This window comes from Rheinheimera sp. (assembly GCF_037442345.1).
Classification (GTDB): Bacteria; Pseudomonadota; Gammaproteobacteria; order Enterobacterales; family Alteromonadaceae; genus Pararheinheimera.
Genome location: NZ_JBBIQL010000001.1, coordinates 53,123 through 71,102, shown reverse-complemented (window position 1 = coordinate 71,102; position 17,980 = coordinate 53,123). Strand labels below are relative to the sequence as shown.

19 protein-coding genes are annotated in these 17,980 nt (G+C 53.5%); 9 read left to right on the top strand and 10 right to left on the bottom strand.

Annotated elements, in window-relative coordinates; translation table 11 throughout:
• Nucleotides 1–86: 86 nt before the first annotated feature.
• Nucleotides 87–1,682 (top strand): isocitrate lyase, encoded by a 1,596-nt coding sequence (locus WKJ04_RS00325; protein WP_337878595.1) that lies wholly within the window; start codon nucleotides 87–89, stop codon nucleotides 1,680–1,682.
• 625 nt (nucleotides 1,683–2,307) lie between these two features.
• Here the strand turns inward: WKJ04_RS00325 and WKJ04_RS00320 are convergent.
• Nucleotides 2,308–2,550, bottom strand: a complete 243-nt coding sequence (locus tag WKJ04_RS00320; RefSeq protein ID WP_337878594.1) for a type II toxin-antitoxin system ParD family antitoxin — start codon at nucleotides 2,548–2,550, stop codon at nucleotides 2,308–2,310.
• Between the two features lie 71 nt (nucleotides 2,551–2,621).
• Nucleotides 2,622–2,861: a hypothetical protein gene (locus tag WKJ04_RS00315; RefSeq protein WP_337878593.1), complete on the bottom strand. Its 240-nt coding sequence runs from the start codon at nucleotides 2,859–2,861 to the stop codon at nucleotides 2,622–2,624.
• A 79-nt stretch (nucleotides 2,862–2,940) separates the two neighbouring features.
• On the opposite strand from WKJ04_RS00315, the gene WKJ04_RS00310 reads away from it, so the two are divergent.
• The gene (locus WKJ04_RS00310) at nucleotides 2,941–3,474 is read left to right on the top strand and encodes a DinB family protein (protein WP_337878592.1); all 534 of its coding nucleotides are present in this window, start codon (nucleotides 2,941–2,943) and stop codon (nucleotides 3,472–3,474) included.
• 79 nt (nucleotides 3,475–3,553) lie between these two features.
• Here the strand turns inward: WKJ04_RS00310 and WKJ04_RS00305 are convergent, their stop codons facing one another.
• The gene (locus WKJ04_RS00305) at nucleotides 3,554–3,892 is read right to left on the bottom strand and encodes a DUF3718 domain-containing protein (protein WP_337878591.1); all 339 of its coding nucleotides are present in this window, start codon (nucleotides 3,890–3,892) and stop codon (nucleotides 3,554–3,556) included.
• A 320-nt stretch (nucleotides 3,893–4,212) separates the two neighbouring features.
• Here WKJ04_RS00305 and WKJ04_RS00300 point away from each other — a divergent pair, with 320 nt between their 5' ends.
• Nucleotides 4,213–5,190, top strand: coding sequence for an FAD-dependent oxidoreductase (locus WKJ04_RS00300; RefSeq protein WP_337878590.1), 978 nt, complete (start codon nucleotides 4,213–4,215; stop codon nucleotides 5,188–5,190).
• The gene (locus tag WKJ04_RS00295; protein WP_337878589.1) at nucleotides 5,187–5,903 is read left to right on the top strand and encodes an SDR family NAD(P)-dependent oxidoreductase; all 717 of its coding nucleotides are present in this window, start codon (nucleotides 5,187–5,189) and stop codon (nucleotides 5,901–5,903) included. Before WKJ04_RS00300 ends, WKJ04_RS00295 begins: the two co-directional genes overlap by 4 nt.
• A 51-nt stretch (nucleotides 5,904–5,954) precedes the next feature.
• On the opposite strand, the gene WKJ04_RS00290 is transcribed toward WKJ04_RS00295, so the two are convergent.
• The 3 genes from WKJ04_RS00290 to WKJ04_RS00280 are packed head-to-tail and all read right to left on the bottom strand — an operon-like array spanning nucleotide 5,955 to nucleotide 8,795.
• A complete protein-coding gene (locus tag WKJ04_RS00290; RefSeq protein ID WP_337840726.1) occupies nucleotides 5,955–6,683 on the bottom strand; it encodes a LytTR family DNA-binding domain-containing protein in 729 nt (242 codons plus the stop codon).
• Nucleotides 6,670–7,749, bottom strand: coding sequence for a histidine kinase (locus tag WKJ04_RS00285; RefSeq protein ID WP_337878588.1), 1,080 nt, complete (start codon nucleotides 7,747–7,749; stop codon nucleotides 6,670–6,672). The genes WKJ04_RS00290 and WKJ04_RS00285 overlap by 14 nt, the downstream gene beginning before the upstream one ends.
• Entirely contained in the window at nucleotides 7,746–8,795 is a 1,050-nt protein-coding gene (locus WKJ04_RS00280; RefSeq protein ID WP_337878733.1) for a histidine kinase, read from the bottom strand. Before WKJ04_RS00280 ends, WKJ04_RS00285 begins: the two co-directional genes overlap by 4 nt.
• A gap of 388 nt (nucleotides 8,796–9,183) precedes the next feature.
• Between WKJ04_RS00280 and WKJ04_RS00275 the strand changes: the two genes are divergently transcribed.
• Together WKJ04_RS00275 and WKJ04_RS00270 are read left to right on the top strand one after the other, a co-directional pair.
• Entirely contained in the window at nucleotides 9,184–10,689 is a 1,506-nt protein-coding gene (locus tag WKJ04_RS00275; RefSeq protein ID WP_337878587.1) for an alanine/glycine:cation symporter family protein, read from the top strand.
• A 50-nt stretch (nucleotides 10,690–10,739) separates the two neighbouring features.
• Nucleotides 10,740–11,279, top strand: coding sequence for a GNAT family N-acetyltransferase (locus WKJ04_RS00270; RefSeq protein ID WP_337878586.1), 540 nt, complete (start codon nucleotides 10,740–10,742; stop codon nucleotides 11,277–11,279).
• A gap of 11 nt (nucleotides 11,280–11,290) precedes the next feature.
• Here the strand turns inward: WKJ04_RS00270 and WKJ04_RS00265 are convergent, their stop codons facing one another.
• A complete protein-coding gene (locus tag WKJ04_RS00265) occupies nucleotides 11,291–11,494 on the bottom strand; it encodes a hypothetical protein (protein WP_337840721.1) in 204 nt (67 codons plus the stop codon).
• 154 nt (nucleotides 11,495–11,648) lie between these two features.
• On the opposite strand from WKJ04_RS00265, the gene WKJ04_RS00260 reads away from it, so the two are divergent.
• Together WKJ04_RS00260 and WKJ04_RS00255 are read left to right on the top strand one after the other, a co-directional pair.
• Complete coding sequence (locus WKJ04_RS00260; RefSeq protein ID WP_337878585.1) at nucleotides 11,649–12,668, top strand: DUF2817 domain-containing protein; 1,020 nt, start codon at nucleotides 11,649–11,651, stop codon at nucleotides 12,666–12,668.
• Complete coding sequence (locus WKJ04_RS00255) at nucleotides 12,658–13,431, top strand: alpha/beta fold hydrolase (RefSeq protein WP_337878584.1); 774 nt, start codon at nucleotides 12,658–12,660, stop codon at nucleotides 13,429–13,431. The genes WKJ04_RS00260 and WKJ04_RS00255 overlap by 11 nt, the downstream gene beginning before the upstream one ends.
• Here WKJ04_RS00255 and WKJ04_RS00250 read toward each other — a convergent pair.
• Genes WKJ04_RS00250 through WKJ04_RS00240 form a run of 3 tightly spaced genes read right to left on the bottom strand, consistent with a single transcriptional unit; the run spans nucleotide 13,395 to nucleotide 16,749 of the window.
• Nucleotides 13,395–14,069: a tRNA-uridine aminocarboxypropyltransferase gene (locus WKJ04_RS00250; RefSeq protein ID WP_337878583.1), complete on the bottom strand. Its 675-nt coding sequence runs from the start codon at nucleotides 14,067–14,069 to the stop codon at nucleotides 13,395–13,397. The two genes, WKJ04_RS00255 and WKJ04_RS00250, sit on opposite strands and share 37 nt — an antisense overlap.
• Nucleotides 14,070–14,119: 50 nt before the next feature.
• Nucleotides 14,120–15,859, bottom strand: a complete 1,740-nt coding sequence (aceK, locus tag WKJ04_RS00245) for a bifunctional isocitrate dehydrogenase kinase/phosphatase (protein ID WP_337878582.1) — start codon at nucleotides 15,857–15,859, stop codon at nucleotides 14,120–14,122.
• Nucleotides 15,859–16,749, bottom strand: coding sequence for a hypothetical protein (locus WKJ04_RS00240; protein WP_337878581.1), 891 nt, complete (start codon nucleotides 16,747–16,749; stop codon nucleotides 15,859–15,861). Before WKJ04_RS00240 ends, aceK begins: the two co-directional genes overlap by 1 nt.
• A gap of 147 nt (nucleotides 16,750–16,896) precedes the next feature.
• Here WKJ04_RS00240 and WKJ04_RS00235 point away from each other — a divergent pair, with 147 nt between their 5' ends.
• Nucleotides 16,897–17,832 (top strand): alpha/beta hydrolase-fold protein, encoded by a 936-nt coding sequence (locus WKJ04_RS00235; protein ID WP_337878580.1) that lies wholly within the window; start codon nucleotides 16,897–16,899, stop codon nucleotides 17,830–17,832.
• The last annotated feature ends 148 nt before the right edge of the window (nucleotides 17,833–17,980 follow it).

Below are 17,980 nucleotides of genomic sequence, written 5' to 3'. Positions count from 1 at the left end.
CATGAATTCTAAAACTGAAACCTATAGTGAATTGCAACAACAGCACTTTCGCTGCAACCACAGAACAGCAATCACAGGGGATAAAGATGTCAGCTTATTTAGATGCAGTGGCGCAACTGGAACAGAGCGTAAAAGGGCAGGGTACTGGCTGGAATGCAATCAGTGCTGAATATGCGGTGCGCATGCAGCTGCAAAACCGCTTCAAGACCGGGCTGGAGATTGCGCAGTACACCGCCAATCTGATGCGTGCGGACATGGCGGCCTATGACGCCGACAGCAGCCAGTACACTCAGTCGTTAGGCTGCTGGCATGGCTTTATAGGCCAGCAAAAACTGATCTCTATTAAAAAACATTTCGGCAACACCAAAAGAAAATACCTGTATTTGTCGGGTTGGATGATTGCCGCCCTGCGTTCTGACTTTGGCCCATTGCCAGACCAGTCGATGCATGAAAAAACCGCGGTGCCGGCCTTAATCGAAGAGTTGTACACCTTCTTAAAGCAGGCCGATGCCCGTGAGCTAGGTGGCCTGTTCCGTGAACTGGACGCAGCCCGTGCGGCCGACGACCAGGCGAAAGTAACGGCCACTTTAGCCAAAATCGACAACTTCGAAACCCATGTGGTGCCTATTATTGCCGACATTGACGCCGGTTTTGGTAACGAAGAAGCCACCTATTTACTGGCGAAGAAAATGATTGAAGCCGGTGCCTGCGCCATTCAGATTGAAAACCAGGTGTCGGACGAAAAACAATGTGGTCACCAGGACGGTAAGGTCACTGTGCCCCACGCCGACTTCCTGGCCAAAATTAACGCGGTGCGTTACGCCTTCTTAGAGCTGGGTATTGAAAACGGCATTATTGTCGCCCGCACCGACTCCTTAGGGGCTGGTTTGACCAAACAAATTGCCGTGACCAAAACCCCGGGGGATTTGGGCGACAAATACAACAGTTTCCTGGACGGCGATTACATTCAAAGCGCGGACGATATTCAAAACGGCGATGTGGTGGTGAAAGCCAATGGCAAGCTGTTAAAGCCCAAGCGTCTGGCCAGCGGTTTGTTCCAGTTTAAGGCCGGCTCCGGTGTCGACCGGGTGGTACTGGACTGTATCACCTCGTTGCAAAACGGCGCCGATTTATTGTGGATTGAAACCGAAAAACCACATATCGGCCAGATTGCCGACATGGTCAACCGTATTCGCGAGGCGGTGCCAAACGCCAAGCTGGTGTACAACAACAGCCCATCCTTTAACTGGACCTTAAACTTCCGTCAGCAGGTGTTCGATGCCTGGCAGGCTGAAGGCAAAGATGTGTCGGCCTACGATCGCGCCAAGCTGATGGCGGTGGAGTACGACACCACTGAGCTGGCGTTGGAAGCGGATAACCGTATCCGTACTTTCCAGGCCGATGCGGCACGGGAGGCAGGTATTTTCCACCACCTGATCACCTTGCCGACTTACCACACGGCGGCCTTGTCGACCGACAATCTGGCCAAAGAGTACTTTGGTGCCGCAGGTATGCTGGGTTATGTGGAAGGGGTGCAGCGCAAAGAGATCCGCCAGGGCATTGCCTGCGTAAAACACCAGAATATGTCGGGCTCGGATATGGGTGACGACCATAAAGAGTACTTCTCAGGCGACGCTGCCTTAAAAGCGGCAGGTAAAGACAACACGATGAACCAGTTCTAAACGGACTGGCATCTACAGCGTTGATAACGTGGTCGGTAAACACTGACAGTTTGGGCAGCTTCGGCTGCCCTTTTTTACTTCTGGCCGTGGTGGCAAGCAACCCAGCCACCGGTAACTACTGCGTTCGCCCGTTCGCTTCTGGCGCGCTCACTTTTATATCGCTCACTACGCAGTTACCCGCGTCTGTTTTGCTGATGGCCGGGTTTACGCCAAAAGCGAACTGCTTTGTCTGACCGAAAATAAAGCTGTGTCGTCTCAGTGCCAGCTGGTTGTTTAAGCCTTTTATTCGGGTTATAACCTAATTTCTCGTGCCAGTGTTCGGGACTGTCCGCTTTAAGTCACTGAAGTCAGTTGAGTTAACGGCGAGAAATACAGAAGAAATGTTTCGAAAATGGGGATGTTGTGCGATTTAAAGAGTGCGCCGTGTATTTGATTAATATGTTAGAGCCCATGGAAAGTTTGGGGGGAATCATGAAGGACTCTGAATTCAAGAGGATTGCTCATCCAGTCGGAAACCTCGTAATTGCCTCAAGAGGAACGACGGTGTCTCAAGGTTACAAGCCTGATATAACGGTCGAAGATAAAAATGGTGAATCGACCAGACTTTCTTAGACAGTTTGTTGCCTCATTGGCTGTTTTCAGTGTCTAGTTCAGCCATAAAGCTCGCCAGGTCATAATCAGCGTCACCACTTTGTTCGCCTTCCACTAAGAGTTGGCGCAGTGATTCTAATTTGGTTTCCTGGTTTTCCAGTAAACGCAGTGCAGAGCGAATGACTTCGCTGGCAGAGCCGTACCTGCCGCTTTGGACCTGGCTGGCAATAAAGCCTTCAAAGTGCTCACCCAGTATGATACTTGTATTCTTGGCCATCAGCTTGCCTCTGTTAATACCAATAAATACCAGATTATGGTATTTGCTGAGCGGACGGGCAAGGTTTTACTTTATAACAACAAAGAAAATGCCAGCCCCGATTTTGTATGCTTGCGATTGAAGCTAATCAACTGGCCCAATCCGGAGGCCTTGCTCCAGAGCTGCCAGATCCGGTATACAGGGAGCTTGTGGTGCCAGCCTGTCACATTTTTTATCGTGAGGATGAACACAGGGCTCTCGTTTTCTATGTTATGCGAGAGGAGCGGCAGCTTCGTGCGTTTATGCTGGGAAACACTGACAATCTGTGTCATTCGGGGCCTTCCCTTCGGCCCTTAAGACTTACAGGTTCGCGCGCAGGCGCGGGCTGTTCACCTGCTTTAAGGAGACTCAATGGGAGCACATAGAGATCAGCTTTGTGGCTTTGCCCGCTATAACCGCGAGTTTAACCTGTCGCTGTTTAACCAACTGGCGAGGGTAACTGACCATGAGCGCAAGCGGGACCTGGGGGCTTTTTTTGGCTCCATCCACAGTACCTTGAACCATATTTTGCTGGCCGACCGGATCTGGCTGGGTCGCTTTGCCAAAGCACTGCCCGGCATCAGGGCGCTGAGCTCGGCAGACCTGGTGTATGAATTTGACTCATTGCGGCTGGAATTATGTAGCGACTTCAGCACCTTGTTTCGTGAGCGGCAGGCGACAGATCAGGTGATTACCGACTGGGCCGGGGAGTTAACGGATGAGTTGCTTGGGCAGAGCATGCGTTACAGCAATTCAAAGGGCCAGCTGCGTGAGCATCCGGTGTGGGTGGCTACCGCCCATATGTTCAATCATCAGACCCATCACAGAGGGCAGGTGACTACCCTGATGTACCAGCTGGGGCTTGACCCTGGAGTGACGGACTATGTTGCTTACGTGCAGGGCTGAACACCGGTCTGCACCTAAGCTAAAAGAAAATGCCAGTCAGCTGAGCCGACTGGCATTCTGAACATGAAATCCGGGGCCATTAATTCGGCGCTGCTACTACATCAGAAATAGACACTTTGCCTTTGCCGCGTTGCTCGTAACGTTCCAGCATTTTCACCACTTTGTGTGCTTCATAAGTGCGGGCAAAGGTCACTAAAGGCTGGCCGTTGCACACCACTTTATCCACGGCGTTTTGTTTGCTCAGCCGGTTGGTTTTCAGGGTTTTGTTTAAACCAAATTTGTCATCGTCCTGGCTTTGTGTGCAGACCTTCACCAGCAACTGCTCAATGCTTGGGTCCATGATGTATGAGGTGTCGCTGGCCTGGGTTGAGCCAGAGATTACTGCAGCCAGAATGGCAATAGAAGCTAAAACTTTCATTGGGGTATCCTCCGCTATGGCACCGAGCCATGCCTGAATTCTGGCGGAGCTTTTGCTGGTTTTCTGCGCAAATGGGGCCACAGGCAAGCCCGCTGTGACAGCAGGGGGCGCTGAAATATTTAGCAACATTGGGCAATATTTTTGCGGGTTCTATGACAGAAAACTGACAAAACAACAGGCAGAATTAAGGGGCCCGGGCCGCATTGGCCTGAGGTGTAGCTCAGGCGGCTCGGCTGCAACTCAAAGGGCCTGATGATCGGATCCGGTCAGCGCTGCGTAACTGCAGAGGAGCCGTTGTTATTCACTTCAGGAAAACCACTGTGACCATCGCCATTATTGGGGCCGGTATGGCCGGAGCGGCCTGCGCCAGTCAATTGATACAACAGGGCTGGCAGGTCAGCCTGTTTGATAAAGGCCGCAGTGTGGGTGGCCGCATGAGCAGCAAACGTACTGAGCAGGGGTACCTCGACCTGGGGGCACAGTATTTTACCGCCCGTGATACCGCTTTTCTGGCTCAGTGCCAACACTGGTTGCGTGCCGGCAGCATTACGCACTGGCAGGGCCGGCTGGCACAGCTTGAAAGCGGGGCTGTTGTTGCTTCACCAGACGAGGAGGTGCGTTTTATCGGTGTGCCTTCCATGCAGGTACCGGTTGCGGCTCTGCTGCAGGGCCTGGCACTGTATACCGGCCGTCAGGTTGAGCGGCTGGCGTTTGACGGCAACCGCTGGCAGCTGTTCAGTGCCGGTGCCAGTCTGGGTTGTTTTGAGCAGCTGGTGCTGGCCATACCGCAACAACAGGCTGAGCCCTTGCTGCGTGCGGCTGGTGTGGTGGATGCTGAACTCAGCACTGTGTTTAGCACACCGGCGTTGCTGCCTTGTTGGGCGGTGAATGTGCAGCTGTCGCACAGCCCCTGGCCCTATGACGGTATTTTTGGCAACGCCGGCAGTCAGTTCAGCTGGCTGGCGCGGCAAAGCAGCAAACCGGGCCGTAGCCAGGGTGAGCACTGGCTGTTGCACTTCAGCACCGCTTTTTCTTTGCAGCATCTCGAATCCGACAGCAGTGAAATAGCAGGTTATGCGTTGACGGCGTTGCAGCAGTTGGTTGATCAGCCGCTCTCTGCGGATGTCACTCATTGCCATCGCTGGCGTTATGCCCGGCAAAACCCGGCCTACCCGCTTTATGGCATGTGGTACCGGCCAGCACTGGCTTTGGGGCTGGCCGGGGACTGGCTTTATGGGGGCCGGGTAGAACATGCCTGGCTCAGTGGCATGCAACTGGCGCGGGAGTTACTGCGATGACGCAATCGGTGTTGTCTGTATTGGTGATTGGTGGCAGCAGCGGTATCGGGATGGCGCTGGCACAGCACTATGCCGGAGCAAAAGCGGCTGTTACTGTGATTAGCCGCCAGTCGTCCCCTCAGCTGCCGGATCTCAACTGGCTGCAGGACCCGTTAACCTCAGAGCCTTTCAGTGCAGAGATGGTCGCCAAGGCGCTGACGTACCAGCCGGATATCATTTTTATCTGCAACGGTGTGCTGCATGACAGCCAGGCCATGCCGGAAAAAACCATACGCCAACTGGATATCGGAGTGCTTGCCCAGCGTTTTGCCACCAATGTGCAGGTGCCTGCTCTGTATCTGAAACTACTTTTTGCGTATATATGCAAACAGCCGGCAGTTAAACTGCTGGCCCTCAGTGCCAAAGTTGGCAGTATTGGTGACAACGCGCTTGGCGGCTGGTACAGCTACCGTATCAGCAAAGCGGCGCTGAATATGTTGATAAAAAACCTCAGTATTGAAGTGGGGCGGCTGAATAAAACAGCCGCCATCGTCGGTATTCACCCAGGGACCACCGATACGCAGTTGTCGGCCCCTTTTCAGCAGAATCTGCCAGCCGGTCAGCTGCAAAGCGCGGCGGCTACGGCCAGACGTTTGGCCAGCGTGGCCGCCGGGCTCAGTGCCGGCCAAAGCGGCCAGTTACTGAACTGGGATGGGAGGGTATTGCCCTGGTAAGTCCCGTAAAACTTAAACCTGTACAGAGCACACAACAACGCAGCAGCCCAGTTAAAGCTGCTGCAATTTGGGCGACCAGTCGGCTTTAAAACGCCGGGACGCCACCACCTGTTTGCCGTTGGACAGTTGCAACTGGTAGTCGTTGTTATGCGGTTGCACTTTGTGCACATGATGCAGGTTGACGATGGATGAGCGGTGCACCTGTACAAACTGCGGCGGCAGCCGCTGCAATAAGTCTTTCATGGTTTCGCGGATAATCAGGTTCTCGCTTAAGGTGTGAATGCACATATAGTTGCCGGCCGCTTCAATCATCAATACGTCTACATCATCCAGCAATAAAGTAGAGGCACCGGTTTTAAAGGTCAGCTTTTGCGCCACAGGCGCAGGCACCAGCTGCTGCTGTTTATCCAGTGCTGTTTTGGCATCGAGTAAGGTCTGCGCCAGGCGTTGGCGTGACACGGGTTTTAACAGGTAATCAAAAGCAAAATGCTCATAAGCGGAAAACGCATAATTGTCGTAGGCCGTCACCAGAATAATCAGCGGGGCGGCCATTGCTGAGGATTTGGACAGTTGCTTCAGCACTTCAATGCCTTTGAGCCCGGGCATCTGAATATCCAGAAAGACTAAATCCAGCTGATGCTGCTGCAAATAGGCCAGGGTGTCGTCGCCGTTATCAAAACTTTGTTCCACCACTATATTGGGGTAAGCAGCCAGTTTGGCTTTCAGGTTGCTGACAGCTAAAGGTTCGTCGTCGGCAATAAGGGTTCTAATCAATTGCATCCAGAGACTCCAGAGGTAACGAGATTTCACCGGTAAAAAGCTGTGCCTGCTGATGAAAGGCCAGGCTGGCTTTAGCGCCAAACAGCAGGCTTAACCGTTCAGCCAGGTTTTGTAAACTGCCGCTGCTGGCCTGACGGGGCCAACCGGCGGCCAGTTCTGCGCCCGGGCCGTTATCCGACAAAGACAGCTTGATAAAATGGTCGGTCAGGCTGACTGTAATGCGAATTTGAGCTTCGCCTTTCATTTCGGACACTGCATATTTAATGGCGTTTTCCGCCAAGGGCTGCAGCAGTAGTGGCGGTATTTTGTAGTTCAGCGCTTTGTCATCCAATTGCCAGCACAAGGTTAGCCGCTCGCCAAAACGCACCTGCTGAATGGCCAGGTAAGCTGCCAGTGCGTCCAGTTCTTCTTTGAGTGGGATCAGGTGTTCGGTATGGTTTTTCAGTGAGTGGCGTAAAAAGGCCGACAGCTGCAGGATCAGGTTTTCTGCATCCAGGCCTTTGTGCTGCACTATCAGTGAATTCAGTGCATTGAGGGTGTTAAACATAAAATGTGGGTTCACCTGGTAGCGCAGCACTTTCAGCCGGGTCATCCGGGCTTGCCGTGCCAGCTCCTGCTGGTGGCCAAATTCAAGCCGGTCCAGCACATTGGCTTTGTAGACCATAAAAAGCGCCCCCCAGCCGGCTATGGGCATCAGCACCAGATTAAAGGCCAATAAATAATGCAGCGGGCTCACGTCGTTTTCATAGTTCAGCATGGCGTAGTTCATCATCAGGTACTGACGCAGTGGCACCAGCGCCATCCAGAGCGGGATCAGCCAACACAGCAAAATGATGGCCTGTTGCCTCAGGTTATGAGAAGCGCGCAGCTCACGTTGTCCGAGCAGGCCTGTCACCACAAAAGCAATACAGCTGAGCAGCAGATAAATCATCAGATACGGAAACACGGCGCGGCCATCCAGCGGCACCAACACCGCCAGATGGATGAATTTGACCAGCAGATAACAGAGCCAGTACAGCAGGTGCCAGTACCAAAAGCGGCCCAAGGATGGCTGAACTGCGCTCATAGGGCACTCCGCTGCAACGGCAGCTGGATCAGTACAGCAAAGCCCTGCTGACCTGCTTCCACCATCAGACGGGCGGTCTGGCCGAAGTGCTGTTTTAACCTGTTGCGGATGTTGCTCAGGCCTACACCGGCACTTTGACCGGCCAGCGCAGTGGCGGCTTCACCCGGGCCGTCGTCCTGTATTTTCAGCCAGAGTTCGTTGTTTTTGCATTCGCCGCTGATGGTGATAGTGGCGCCTTGCTGGCGGCTGGCGACGGCGTATTTAATGGCGTTTTCCACCAGAGGCTGCAGCAGCAGCGGTGGGATCAGGTGGGCAGTGGCTGCAGGCTCAATTTGCCAGTCTACCCGCAGCTTATTGCCAAAACGGGTTTTCTGCAGTGATAAATAGGCATTAATGGCCGCCAGTTCGTCGGCCAGCTGCACCAGTTGCTCCGGTGAATGGCTTAATGAATAACGTAAAAAAGATGCCAGTTGTTCCGACATCAGTTCGGCATCGTCGTAACGTTCAGCTTCAATCAGGGCGCAAACCGAATTGAGTGCATTAAAGGTAAAGTGAGGGTTCAACTGGTGGCGCAGCGCCTGCAGCTCCAGCTGCTGAATTTTCTGGCTGAGACGGCTGGACTCCTGTAGCCGGAAATTGCGTTGCTGGTGCAGCACATAGGCCAGGTACAGGCTGGTCCAGACAAAAAAAGCCAGAGTGCTGCTGTCAAGGTTGCTCAGCAGCAGGCGTAAATCGAATGCTTCACTTTTCATCGGCAGCAGCCACAGAACATTGTCGAGCGGAATATAGACCAGCGTGGCAGCCACTGCGGCCAGTACAAATTGCCAGACGGAAAAATGCTTCTGCTGAATTTGCTGTTGTGACCACAGCAACACGGCGCCAGTTAATACAAAGGCACCCGCGTCGCTGATAAAGGCCAGCCCCAGATACAGCAGGCTTTCCGGTTTTTGCCAGATCAGATAATCCAGGCCCCAGCTGAACAGGCTAATCACAAAGATCAGCAGCCAGAACCAACTGTGATAACGCATAACGGCGGAGGTGGGCATGGTAAGCACTGCAAAGTCCTGCATCAATAGGTCAGAAGCAGTATAACCAAGCGCTTTTGAAAAGCGATGGCGGCACAACACCACAGGAGGCAAAGATGGGACCAGAGGTACCGGACTCACAAATAACAATAGGCGTAGCGGCGTGCTTGCGGTATCTTGTTAGTGCATAACGGCCGGGCAGCGATTCCGGCCGTTGTTTTATCCAAAAACAAAGGCAGGTATATCCAAGTAACTTGCAGTTGTGGGGAGGCGGCAAGCCAGTGCGGCCCCTGGAGCATAGTGGACCTATGTGACTGGGGCGAGATGGTGCAGCCAACAAAGCCGCAGCTTCAGGTACGACGGGGATAGACAAGTTGTATTGCCATCCAATGCCGTGGGGAACATGTAAATGAATGAGTTAGTCAATGCCATTAATGGCGTTATCTGGAGCCCAGCCCTGATTTACCTTTGCCTTGGGGCAGGCTTGTTTTTCTCCGTAATGACCCGCTTTGCGCAGCTGCGTCATTTCAAAGAAATGCTGAAACTTCTGCTGAATAATTCCAGTTCAGACAAAGGCATATCGTCTTTTCAGGCGTTAGCCGTTTCGTTATCGGGCCGGGTTGGGGTAGGTAACATTGCCGGTGTGGCTGCGGCCATAGGCTTTGGTGGCCCCGGCGCTGTGTTCTGGATGTGGGTGGTGGCCTTTTTGGGCGCCAGCACCGCTTATGTTGAGTCGACTTTAGGTCAGTTGTATAAAGTCGAACAGAACGGCCAGTACCGTGGTGGTCCGGCCTATTACTTTGAACGTTGCCTGGGCTGGAAGCCTTTGGGTGTATTGTTTGCTGTTTCCGCCATTATTGGTTGTGGCTTGTTTTTACCGGGCGTGCAGGCCAATGCGGTCGGTGATGCGGCGGTACGGATCTTCGGCAACGGTGCTATGGTCGACACGGCTTTTGGCCTGGTTGGTACCAATAAGCTGATCACGCTGGCGGTGATCCTGATGATCCTGGGTTTTATTATTTTCGGTGGTATTCGCCGTATCGCTAATTTCACCCAAATTGTGGTGCCATTTATGGCGCTGGGTTACATCATTATGGCGCTGGTGGTGGTGTTTCTGAATCTGGATAAATTACCCGGCGTGTTTAGCCTGATCATCAGTGACGCATTCACGGCTCAGGCCGGTTTAGGTGCGGCTATTGGCTGGGGGGTGAAACGTGGTATTTATTCCAACGAAGCGGGTCAGGGCACTGGTCCTCATGCTGCTGCGGCAGCGGAAGTAGACCACCCGGCGCAACAAGGCCTGGTGCAGGCTTTTTCTGTTTATGTCGACACCCTGTTTGTCTGTACCGCAACAGCCCTGATGATTCTGATCACTCAGCAATACAATGTGGCGGGCACCTTAACGGACGGCAGCCTGATAGTGCAGAATGTGGCAGCGAATACGGAGATCAGCTCACCGGCCTTTACCCAACTGGCACTGTTGCAGGTGTTTGGCGACTTTGGTTCTGTGTTTGTCGGCCTGGCGCTGTTCTTCTTCGCCTTTACCACCATTCTGGCGTATTACTACATCACCGAAACCAATGTGGCTTACTTAAACTCAGTGTTTGGTAACAAGCTGCCGCTGGTGCTGTTTAAACTGGCGCTGATGTTTATGGTGGCTTATGGTGCGGTGAACAGTGCAGGGTACATCTGGACCATAGGGGACATTGGTGTGGGCTTGATGGCCTGGATTAACGTGCTGGGTATTTTGCTGATTTTCTTTATGCACAGGCCGACCATTCGTTGCCTGCGTGATTACGAAGCGCAGAAACAGGCCGGTGGCCCTATTCGTTTTGACCCGGTGAAGTTGGGCATTAAAAATGCCACTTTCTGGGAAGAAAAAGCGAAAAAGCAACAGGCGCAGTCTGAGCAATAACAAAAAAACCGGAGCCCAGGCTCCGGTTTTTCTATGCACTGGATTAGAGTATGCGGAACTGGCAGCCGCATATTTCGGTGATGGAGAAATTGATGTTAACCACGGAACGTTTAATCATTCGGCCTCTGACGCTGGATGACGCCGCTTTTGCCCTGGCCTTGTATAACGAGCCAAGTTTTTTGCACTACATTGGCGACAAGGGCGTCCGCACCTTAGCGGACGCCCGCAGCAACCTGGAGCAGGGCGCTTTGGCCAGCTACCAGAGATTTGGTTTTGGTATGTACAAAGTGGTGTTGCAGGACGGCACTGCGATTGGGCTTTGTGGCCTGATCCAACGTGATTTTCTGCCGGTGCCGGACTTAGGCTACGCCTATTTTCCGCAGTTTACCGGTCAGGGGTATGCGCTGGAAGCGGCACAGGCTGTTGTGGCCCATGCACGGACGTTACAGCTGACAGAGCTGCAGGCCATTGTGTCGCCACAAAATCTGGCGTCGAAAAAACTGCTGGAGAAAGTCGGCATGTTGCCGATAGCGCCAGTGCTGGTGCCGGACAAAAACGAATGGGTGGACGCTTACCAGCTGATACTGTAACTCAGTTCGGCTCAGTGCTGCTGTTGCTGCTTTTTAAACTCTTCATAACTTTGTTGAGCCTGCTGCAGGCACTGAGCTTTCACTTCAGCGGGCAGGCTGTTGCAGTGGGCTCTGGTGTCCCGTTGAGTTCTGTCATACCACCATTCATCTGAGCCACGCTGGCTGTATGCACAACCTGTTTGGGCCAGCACCAGCAGCAGAACTAACAATCGCATGATGACTCCTCCGTATTTTTTTCAGTATGCCGCCTAAGTCGCTGAAACTCCAGCTATTCATAGTCTGCTGCTGTCATGAAAAGTTCACTTTAACTTGGGCTTTTTACTTTTATGCTGAAGAAAAACACCGATAGAACATGATGGGGAGAGCTGGGTGCGTTCAGCCCGGGTACGACATTTATTGCCGGAGCTGATCCGGCTGGAAGCCTTGCTGGACAGGGCGCCCGCAGCGGTAACGGCCCAGTGCTGGGCTGAATTTGAATTTGCCGGTCTTACCCTGCCCAGTTATCTGGTGGAATTAGGGGCGCATGACCCGGCCAAACCAAATTTATTGCTGGTGGGTGGTGTGCATGGTCTGGAGCGTATTGGCAGTGCGGTGCTGATTGCTTTTCTGGAAAGCCTGCTGGCCCGGTTGAGCTGGGACCACACCTTAGCCGAAACACTCAGTCAGTTGAATCTGTATTTATTACCTATGGTCAATCCTGTGGGCATGGCGCTGAAAACCCGCAGCAACGGCCATGGCGTGGACCTGATGCGCAATGGTCAGGTGCGCTGCGAAGGCAAAGCGGCTTTTCTGGTGGGCGGCCAGTTGCTGTCTAACCGTTTGCCCTGGTACCGTGGCAACCCGTTGCAGCCGGAAGCTGAAACTGCCGCGTTGCTGCGGCTGGTGCGGGAAAAGCTGTTTCAGGGGCCTTTCAGTTTAGTGCTGGACTGCCACTCGGGTTTTGGTGTGATGGACAGATTGTGGTTTCCTTACGCCAAAAGCCGCGAACCTGTGCCGCATCTGGCCGAGTTATTCCGGCTGCGCCAACTGCTGTTTGACAGTTACCCTTACCAGCCTTATCAGTTTGAGCCTCAGTCTCAACATTACCTGTGTCATGGCGATTTATGGGACCAGCTGTATGACGAATCGCTGCGAAGCTCCACCTTGTTTTTACCCCTGACGCTGGAAATGGGCTCGTGGAACTGGGTACGGAAAAATCCCTGGCAGCTGCTGGATCTCCTGGGCATGTTTCATCCGGTCAAACCGCACCGGGTGAAAAGGGTGCTGCGTACCCATCTGACCCTGCTGCATTTTCTGATCTCTGCCACAGCGTCGCAACAACAATGGCGGCAAAGTCTGTATCCGCGTATGCATCGCCAGCAGGCTCTGGAGCTCTGGTATGGCCGCTGAAGTTGTGTTGTTACTGCGTGGTCTGGTGCGCGAAAAGCGTCACTGGCTGAATTTTCCTTCGCAAGTGGCGCAGCAACTGAATGTACCTGTACTGACCCTGGATGTGCCGGGCTGTGGCGCACTCTGCCAGCAGCCAAGTCCGCTTAGTATTCAGCAAATGCGCCAACAGCTGCAGCAGCAGTTTGGCCTGCAATTTCCACAACACCGGCACGCCCGGTTGCATCTGTGTGCTATTTCGATGGGCGGTATGCTGGCGCTCGACTGGGCTGTGGCCGCGCCAGCACAGGTGGCGTCTTTGGTGCTGATTAACAGCAGCAGTGCGCTGAGCCCGTTCTGGCACCGGCTGCGGCCGGCACAGTATTTCACTTTGCTGCGCTGCATGCTCAGTCGCCAGCCAGAACAACGGGAAGCGCTGATTTGGCAATTAACCAGCAACCAGCCATTGCAGCCTGAGGTGATTCAACAGTGGGTGCACATAGCCTGTGAAAGCCCGGTATCCGCTGCCAATGCGGCGCGTCAGCTTTGGGCGGCAGCGAGATTCAGGCCTGTAACCAAAGCCCAATGCCCAGTGTTAGTGCTGGCAAGCCAGGCAGACCGGCTGGTGGACTGGCAATGCAGTGAACGGCTGGCGAGGTGGCTGAATGCAGAAGTGCGGCTGCACAGCGAAGCCGGGCACGACCTTCCGTTGGATGATCCACACTGGCTGCTGGCGCAGTTAAAGCTGTTTTATTCGAAGGTTAAATGCGGTTTACCTGCTATATAGTTGCGGCGAAAGTGCTGAAAATACAGCGCCAGGTCCTGGCTGGCCTGGGTATCGCCCGCCAGCTTTAACACCTCTACCGCCACTTCAGCTGTGCACAGCTGATGCTCATGGGCCGCTTCGCGCAGCTGATAACTGGACGCCTGCTCCGGCTGAATGCCCAGCACCGGAAAGCCGTCCAGATAAGGGCTGCTTCTGAACATCTTTTTGGCTTCGCGCCAGGTGCCGTCCAGCATCACAAAAAGCGGAATTTTATCGCCGGTTTCAACCGAATCAATACAGCGCTCTGGTGCGGCATATTGCTGAGGAAACACAATAATGGGCTGATAGCAGGGCTGTTTGAGCAACGCCAGCAGCGCTGGATCCGGCTGGGTACGGTCCCAGACAAACGCAAAGTTGCGCTCAGCTATGTCGGCAATCAGCCGGCCCGTATTGCTCGGCTTATAAGCTTCACCTGTGTACATTAAAAACAAAAAAGCCGAGCGGGCAGAGGCGGAAGGTTTAAGCGCACAGATACAATCCGGCACCGGCAATAAACACTGTTCACAGCGCACGACTTTACTGCCGCGGGCGCGAAAGATGCGGGTGGTTTTTTGCAGTTCACGCGCACGCAGCGCCAGCACAGAATTAATATGGGTCACAACAGGCTCCGGTTCAGGCGGCGCATTGTACGCAAGCAGCCCTGGCTTGGCTACGTGAATTCATCCGGGTACAGCTGACAAAAACGTTGAGACTGCGGGTAAGGGAAAATGTCTTCGACCACACCGTCACGAATGGCCTGCTGTTTCTGTTGCCAGTAGCGGGCGTCGGCCAGTTCCGGGTGCTGCTCGAGCAACATCTGGCGAATATCCGGCTGCGCTGTGACATAAGTGGTGATTTGCTCCGGAAACACATCACCCGGTGCCACGGAATACCAGGGGTCGCTGCAGAGCATATCGTCGTAATTGTCAGTGTGCGGAATGGTGCGGAAATTCACGTCCAGCAGGTACTGCACTTCGTCAAAGTCGTAAAACACCACCCGGCCATGCCGGGTTACCCCAAAGTTTTTCAGCAGCATGTCGCCGGGGAAAATATTGGCGGCAATCATGTCTTTCAGCGCCTGACCATAATCGTCCATCGCATGGCGTTTCAATGCCGGGCTCGCCTGCTCCAGGTAAATATTCAGCGGGATCATCCGCCGTTCAATATACATATGGCGGATGATCACCAGGCCATCTTCAATCCGCATCGAGCTGCCTATGCTGTCCCTGAGTTCCTGCAGCAGTTCCGCACTGAAGCGGCTGAGTGGCAGTGCAACGTCGGAGAACTCCATGGTGTCGGCCATCCGGCCCACTCTGTCGTGTTTTTTTACCAGTAAATAACGGGCCTTGACGGTAGCACGGTCAAATTGTTTGGTTTCGGCAAAACGGTCGCGGATCACCTTAAACACATAAGGAAAAGACGGCAGGGTAAACACCATCATCACCATACCGCGAATACCTGGCGCGGCCACAAAGGGATCGTTGGACTTGGTCAGATGTTGCAACAGTTCGCGGTAAAACTCGGTTTTGCCCTGTTTATGCAACCCCACAGATGAATACAGCTCTGCGAGCGTTTTGTGCGGCAGCAGTTCACGTAAGAAATGCACCAGGGCTGAAGGCACCGTCATCTCCACCATAAAATAGGCGCGTGAGAAGCCAAAAATAATACTCATCTGCTGCGCGTCGGTGATCAGGCTGTCTACGTAAATGCCATCATGGCCCTGGTGCAACAGTGGAATAATAAAAGGCTGCTGACCGTCCGGAGTGACCACCCGGCCAACGATGTAGGCGGCTTTATTACGGAAGAACAGCGATTTTAAAATATCAAAACGCACCAGTTGTACCGGGTGGCGGCCATGGCTGGATTGCTCGGTAAAAGTGCGTACCAACAAGCGGATATCGCGTTCGGGATCCACAAAAGGCACATCCAGTTTAAAACTGGCCATAATGGCGCGGATGCTTTGTTTCAGGCCATACTGCGACGGAAAATAACTTTCATACACAGAGGCGACCGGCGCTGGCAATTGCTGTTTGTTTAAGCTGGACTCCACAAAAATATTCTGGTTATGAAAATACTTACGTTCATACAAACGGCAGAACACTGAGTTGTAAAAGGTTTCAGCCAGCTCCGCCTGAGGGTGAAACATCAGGTAATACTGGTAGTGCTGGCGCACCTGCTGCCACAGTCCTTCATTCAGTTGTGCGGCTGGCAATAAATGTTGCAGTTGGGTCAGGGTCTCACTGACCCGGCTGTCGTAATAAGAAATACGTTCAGAATTATCCTGCTGCAGCCCTTGCCAGTTCTGGTAGCTGAAACGGTTTTTCGACTGAGCGGTAATACGCTGGAACAAGACAAAATGACGGCGAAAGCCTTTCAAAATTAAATCAGCGATGTCTTTAGCCTGCAACATCAGGGCTGCTCCTGCAAATAGCCAAAATCGGCCGGTACAAACCAGTACCTGGGGTTTTGATAGTCGGTGTCAGGGCTGAGTAACGGGTTTTTCAGCAGCAGCCAGCGGCTGGCGGCCTGTTGGCTCAGCGGAAACATTTGGCGGGTCAGTTCACTTTGTTGCATATGGGCCAGCAGTTCGCCGTCATCGATCATGGCTTCCAGCCCCTGTTCTATCCACTGCGCCAGTGCTTCATGCTGCTTTTGAGTGAAAAAGTACACGGTAAAAGGGTAATGCAGCATCAGATCCGGGTAACGCACTAAGTTCGGGTACAGGCTGTGGCGTTGCTGCAGTTCGACCAGACCTTCATGCAAACCCCGTGGAAAGTAGTCGCAGCGCCCGGCATTGGTTTGCTTAAAAATGTTTTCATAGACCGGAGCCTCCAGCACCTTTAACCCGGCCGCACGCATAATGCTGACGTCGGGCCAGTAGGCTCCCTGGCAGGCGGTCAGGCGTTGCAGGCCCTGCAGGCTGTGAATAGTGTCAAATAATGCCTGCTTGTCTTTATGCAGAGTCATCTTGCGAAAACCCATCAGGCCACGTTCAAGCGGAATACGGATAGCACGGAATTGGTGTTCTTTTTCCTGGTCAGTGCCTACCCAGAACACGTCCAGCACTTCACCTTTGGCCAGCTCACGCAAGGCACGCCCTTGTTCCATCTGGTAGCTGGCGACCAGCCTGGGGACAGGGCGGCCTTTAGCTGCTTTGCGCAGTGCCTTGTCCAGCAGGCTGACATAGTACTGATGGTTGATATCGTATTCGGAGCGGGGTTTGGGGATCAGCAGCTGTGGCAGTTCCTGCGCATGCAAAGCCAGGCTCAGATACAGAACTGACAAAATGCCCCACTTCATGCTGTAGCCTCTGGATTTTCTTGCCAGTCTAACCTCTGGCCGCAGGGGCGAAAAGAGCTGGCGGCAAATTAAGGGCATTCGTATTCAGCTTGCAGTTTGCCGGATGGCGGGCCAGCATAAAAATCAAAAACAACGGAGGGCAGAAAGATGTTGAGATGGATGGTGGCTGCAGTTTTTATGGCAGCAACGGCTGTGCAGGGGGCAGAAGCGCTCCTGCCGCAGGTCAGCAGTGGCACGCTGGAGCGGGTCAGCAGTTTCAGTTCTGTCCATGTGCCAGCCCGGACTGTGGATATCTGGCTGCCGCCTGGGTATCCAAAAGCCGCGCCTTATGCCGTGCTTTATATGCACGACGGCCAGATGCTGTTTGATGCCAATACCACCTGGAATAAGCAGGAATGGCAGGTGGATGAAGTGGCTTCGGCTTTACAGACGCAAGGCAAAGCACGGCCTTTTATTGTGGTGGCCGTGCATAACGGTGAACAAAACCGCCATGCTGAATATTTTCCGCAGCAGCCTTTTGCAGCGCTGACCCAGGCTCAGCAAGAGTTGCTGTATCAGGCTGAGCGCAGCCCCGGTATAAAACTTTTCAGTCAGCCGGTGTATTCAGACCAGTATCTGAAATTTCTGGTGACAGAGCTGAAACCTTATATCGACAAAAAGTACCGGGTGGCTACCGATGCTCAGTCGACCGCGCTGATGGGCTCCAGCATGGGCGGGCTGATCTCCATGTATGGCCTGCTGCAGTACCCTGATGTGTTTGGTGCCGCCGCCTGTCTGTCCACCCACTGGCCCGGTGCTTTCAGTCAGGACCATAACCCGGTGCCTGCTCAGTTTCAGGCCTATCTGAGCCAAAAACTCCCGGCGCCCGGCAAAGTGCGGCTGTATTTTGATTATGGTGACCAGACGCTGGATGCCTGGTACCCGCCGTTGCAGCAAAAAATCGACGCGATCATGCAACACAAAGGCTACAGCGAGACGCAGTGGCAGAGCCGGTTTTTTCCAGGGGCGGCTCATACCGAATCGGCCTGGGCAGCCCGGCTGGATCAGCCGCTGCTGTTTTTATTTGGCCGGGCGACTCCCTGAGCTGTGGCCCTTGTCGCTGATGCAGATTGACCCGACTTCGCTGCCGGTTTTGTGTTCAACGCATCACCAGGGCGAACAAAGGTTAATTCCGAACGGTTCACAGGCTTGAACTGCAGGGTTTGGTTTTGGTAAAAAATCCGTTAAATTA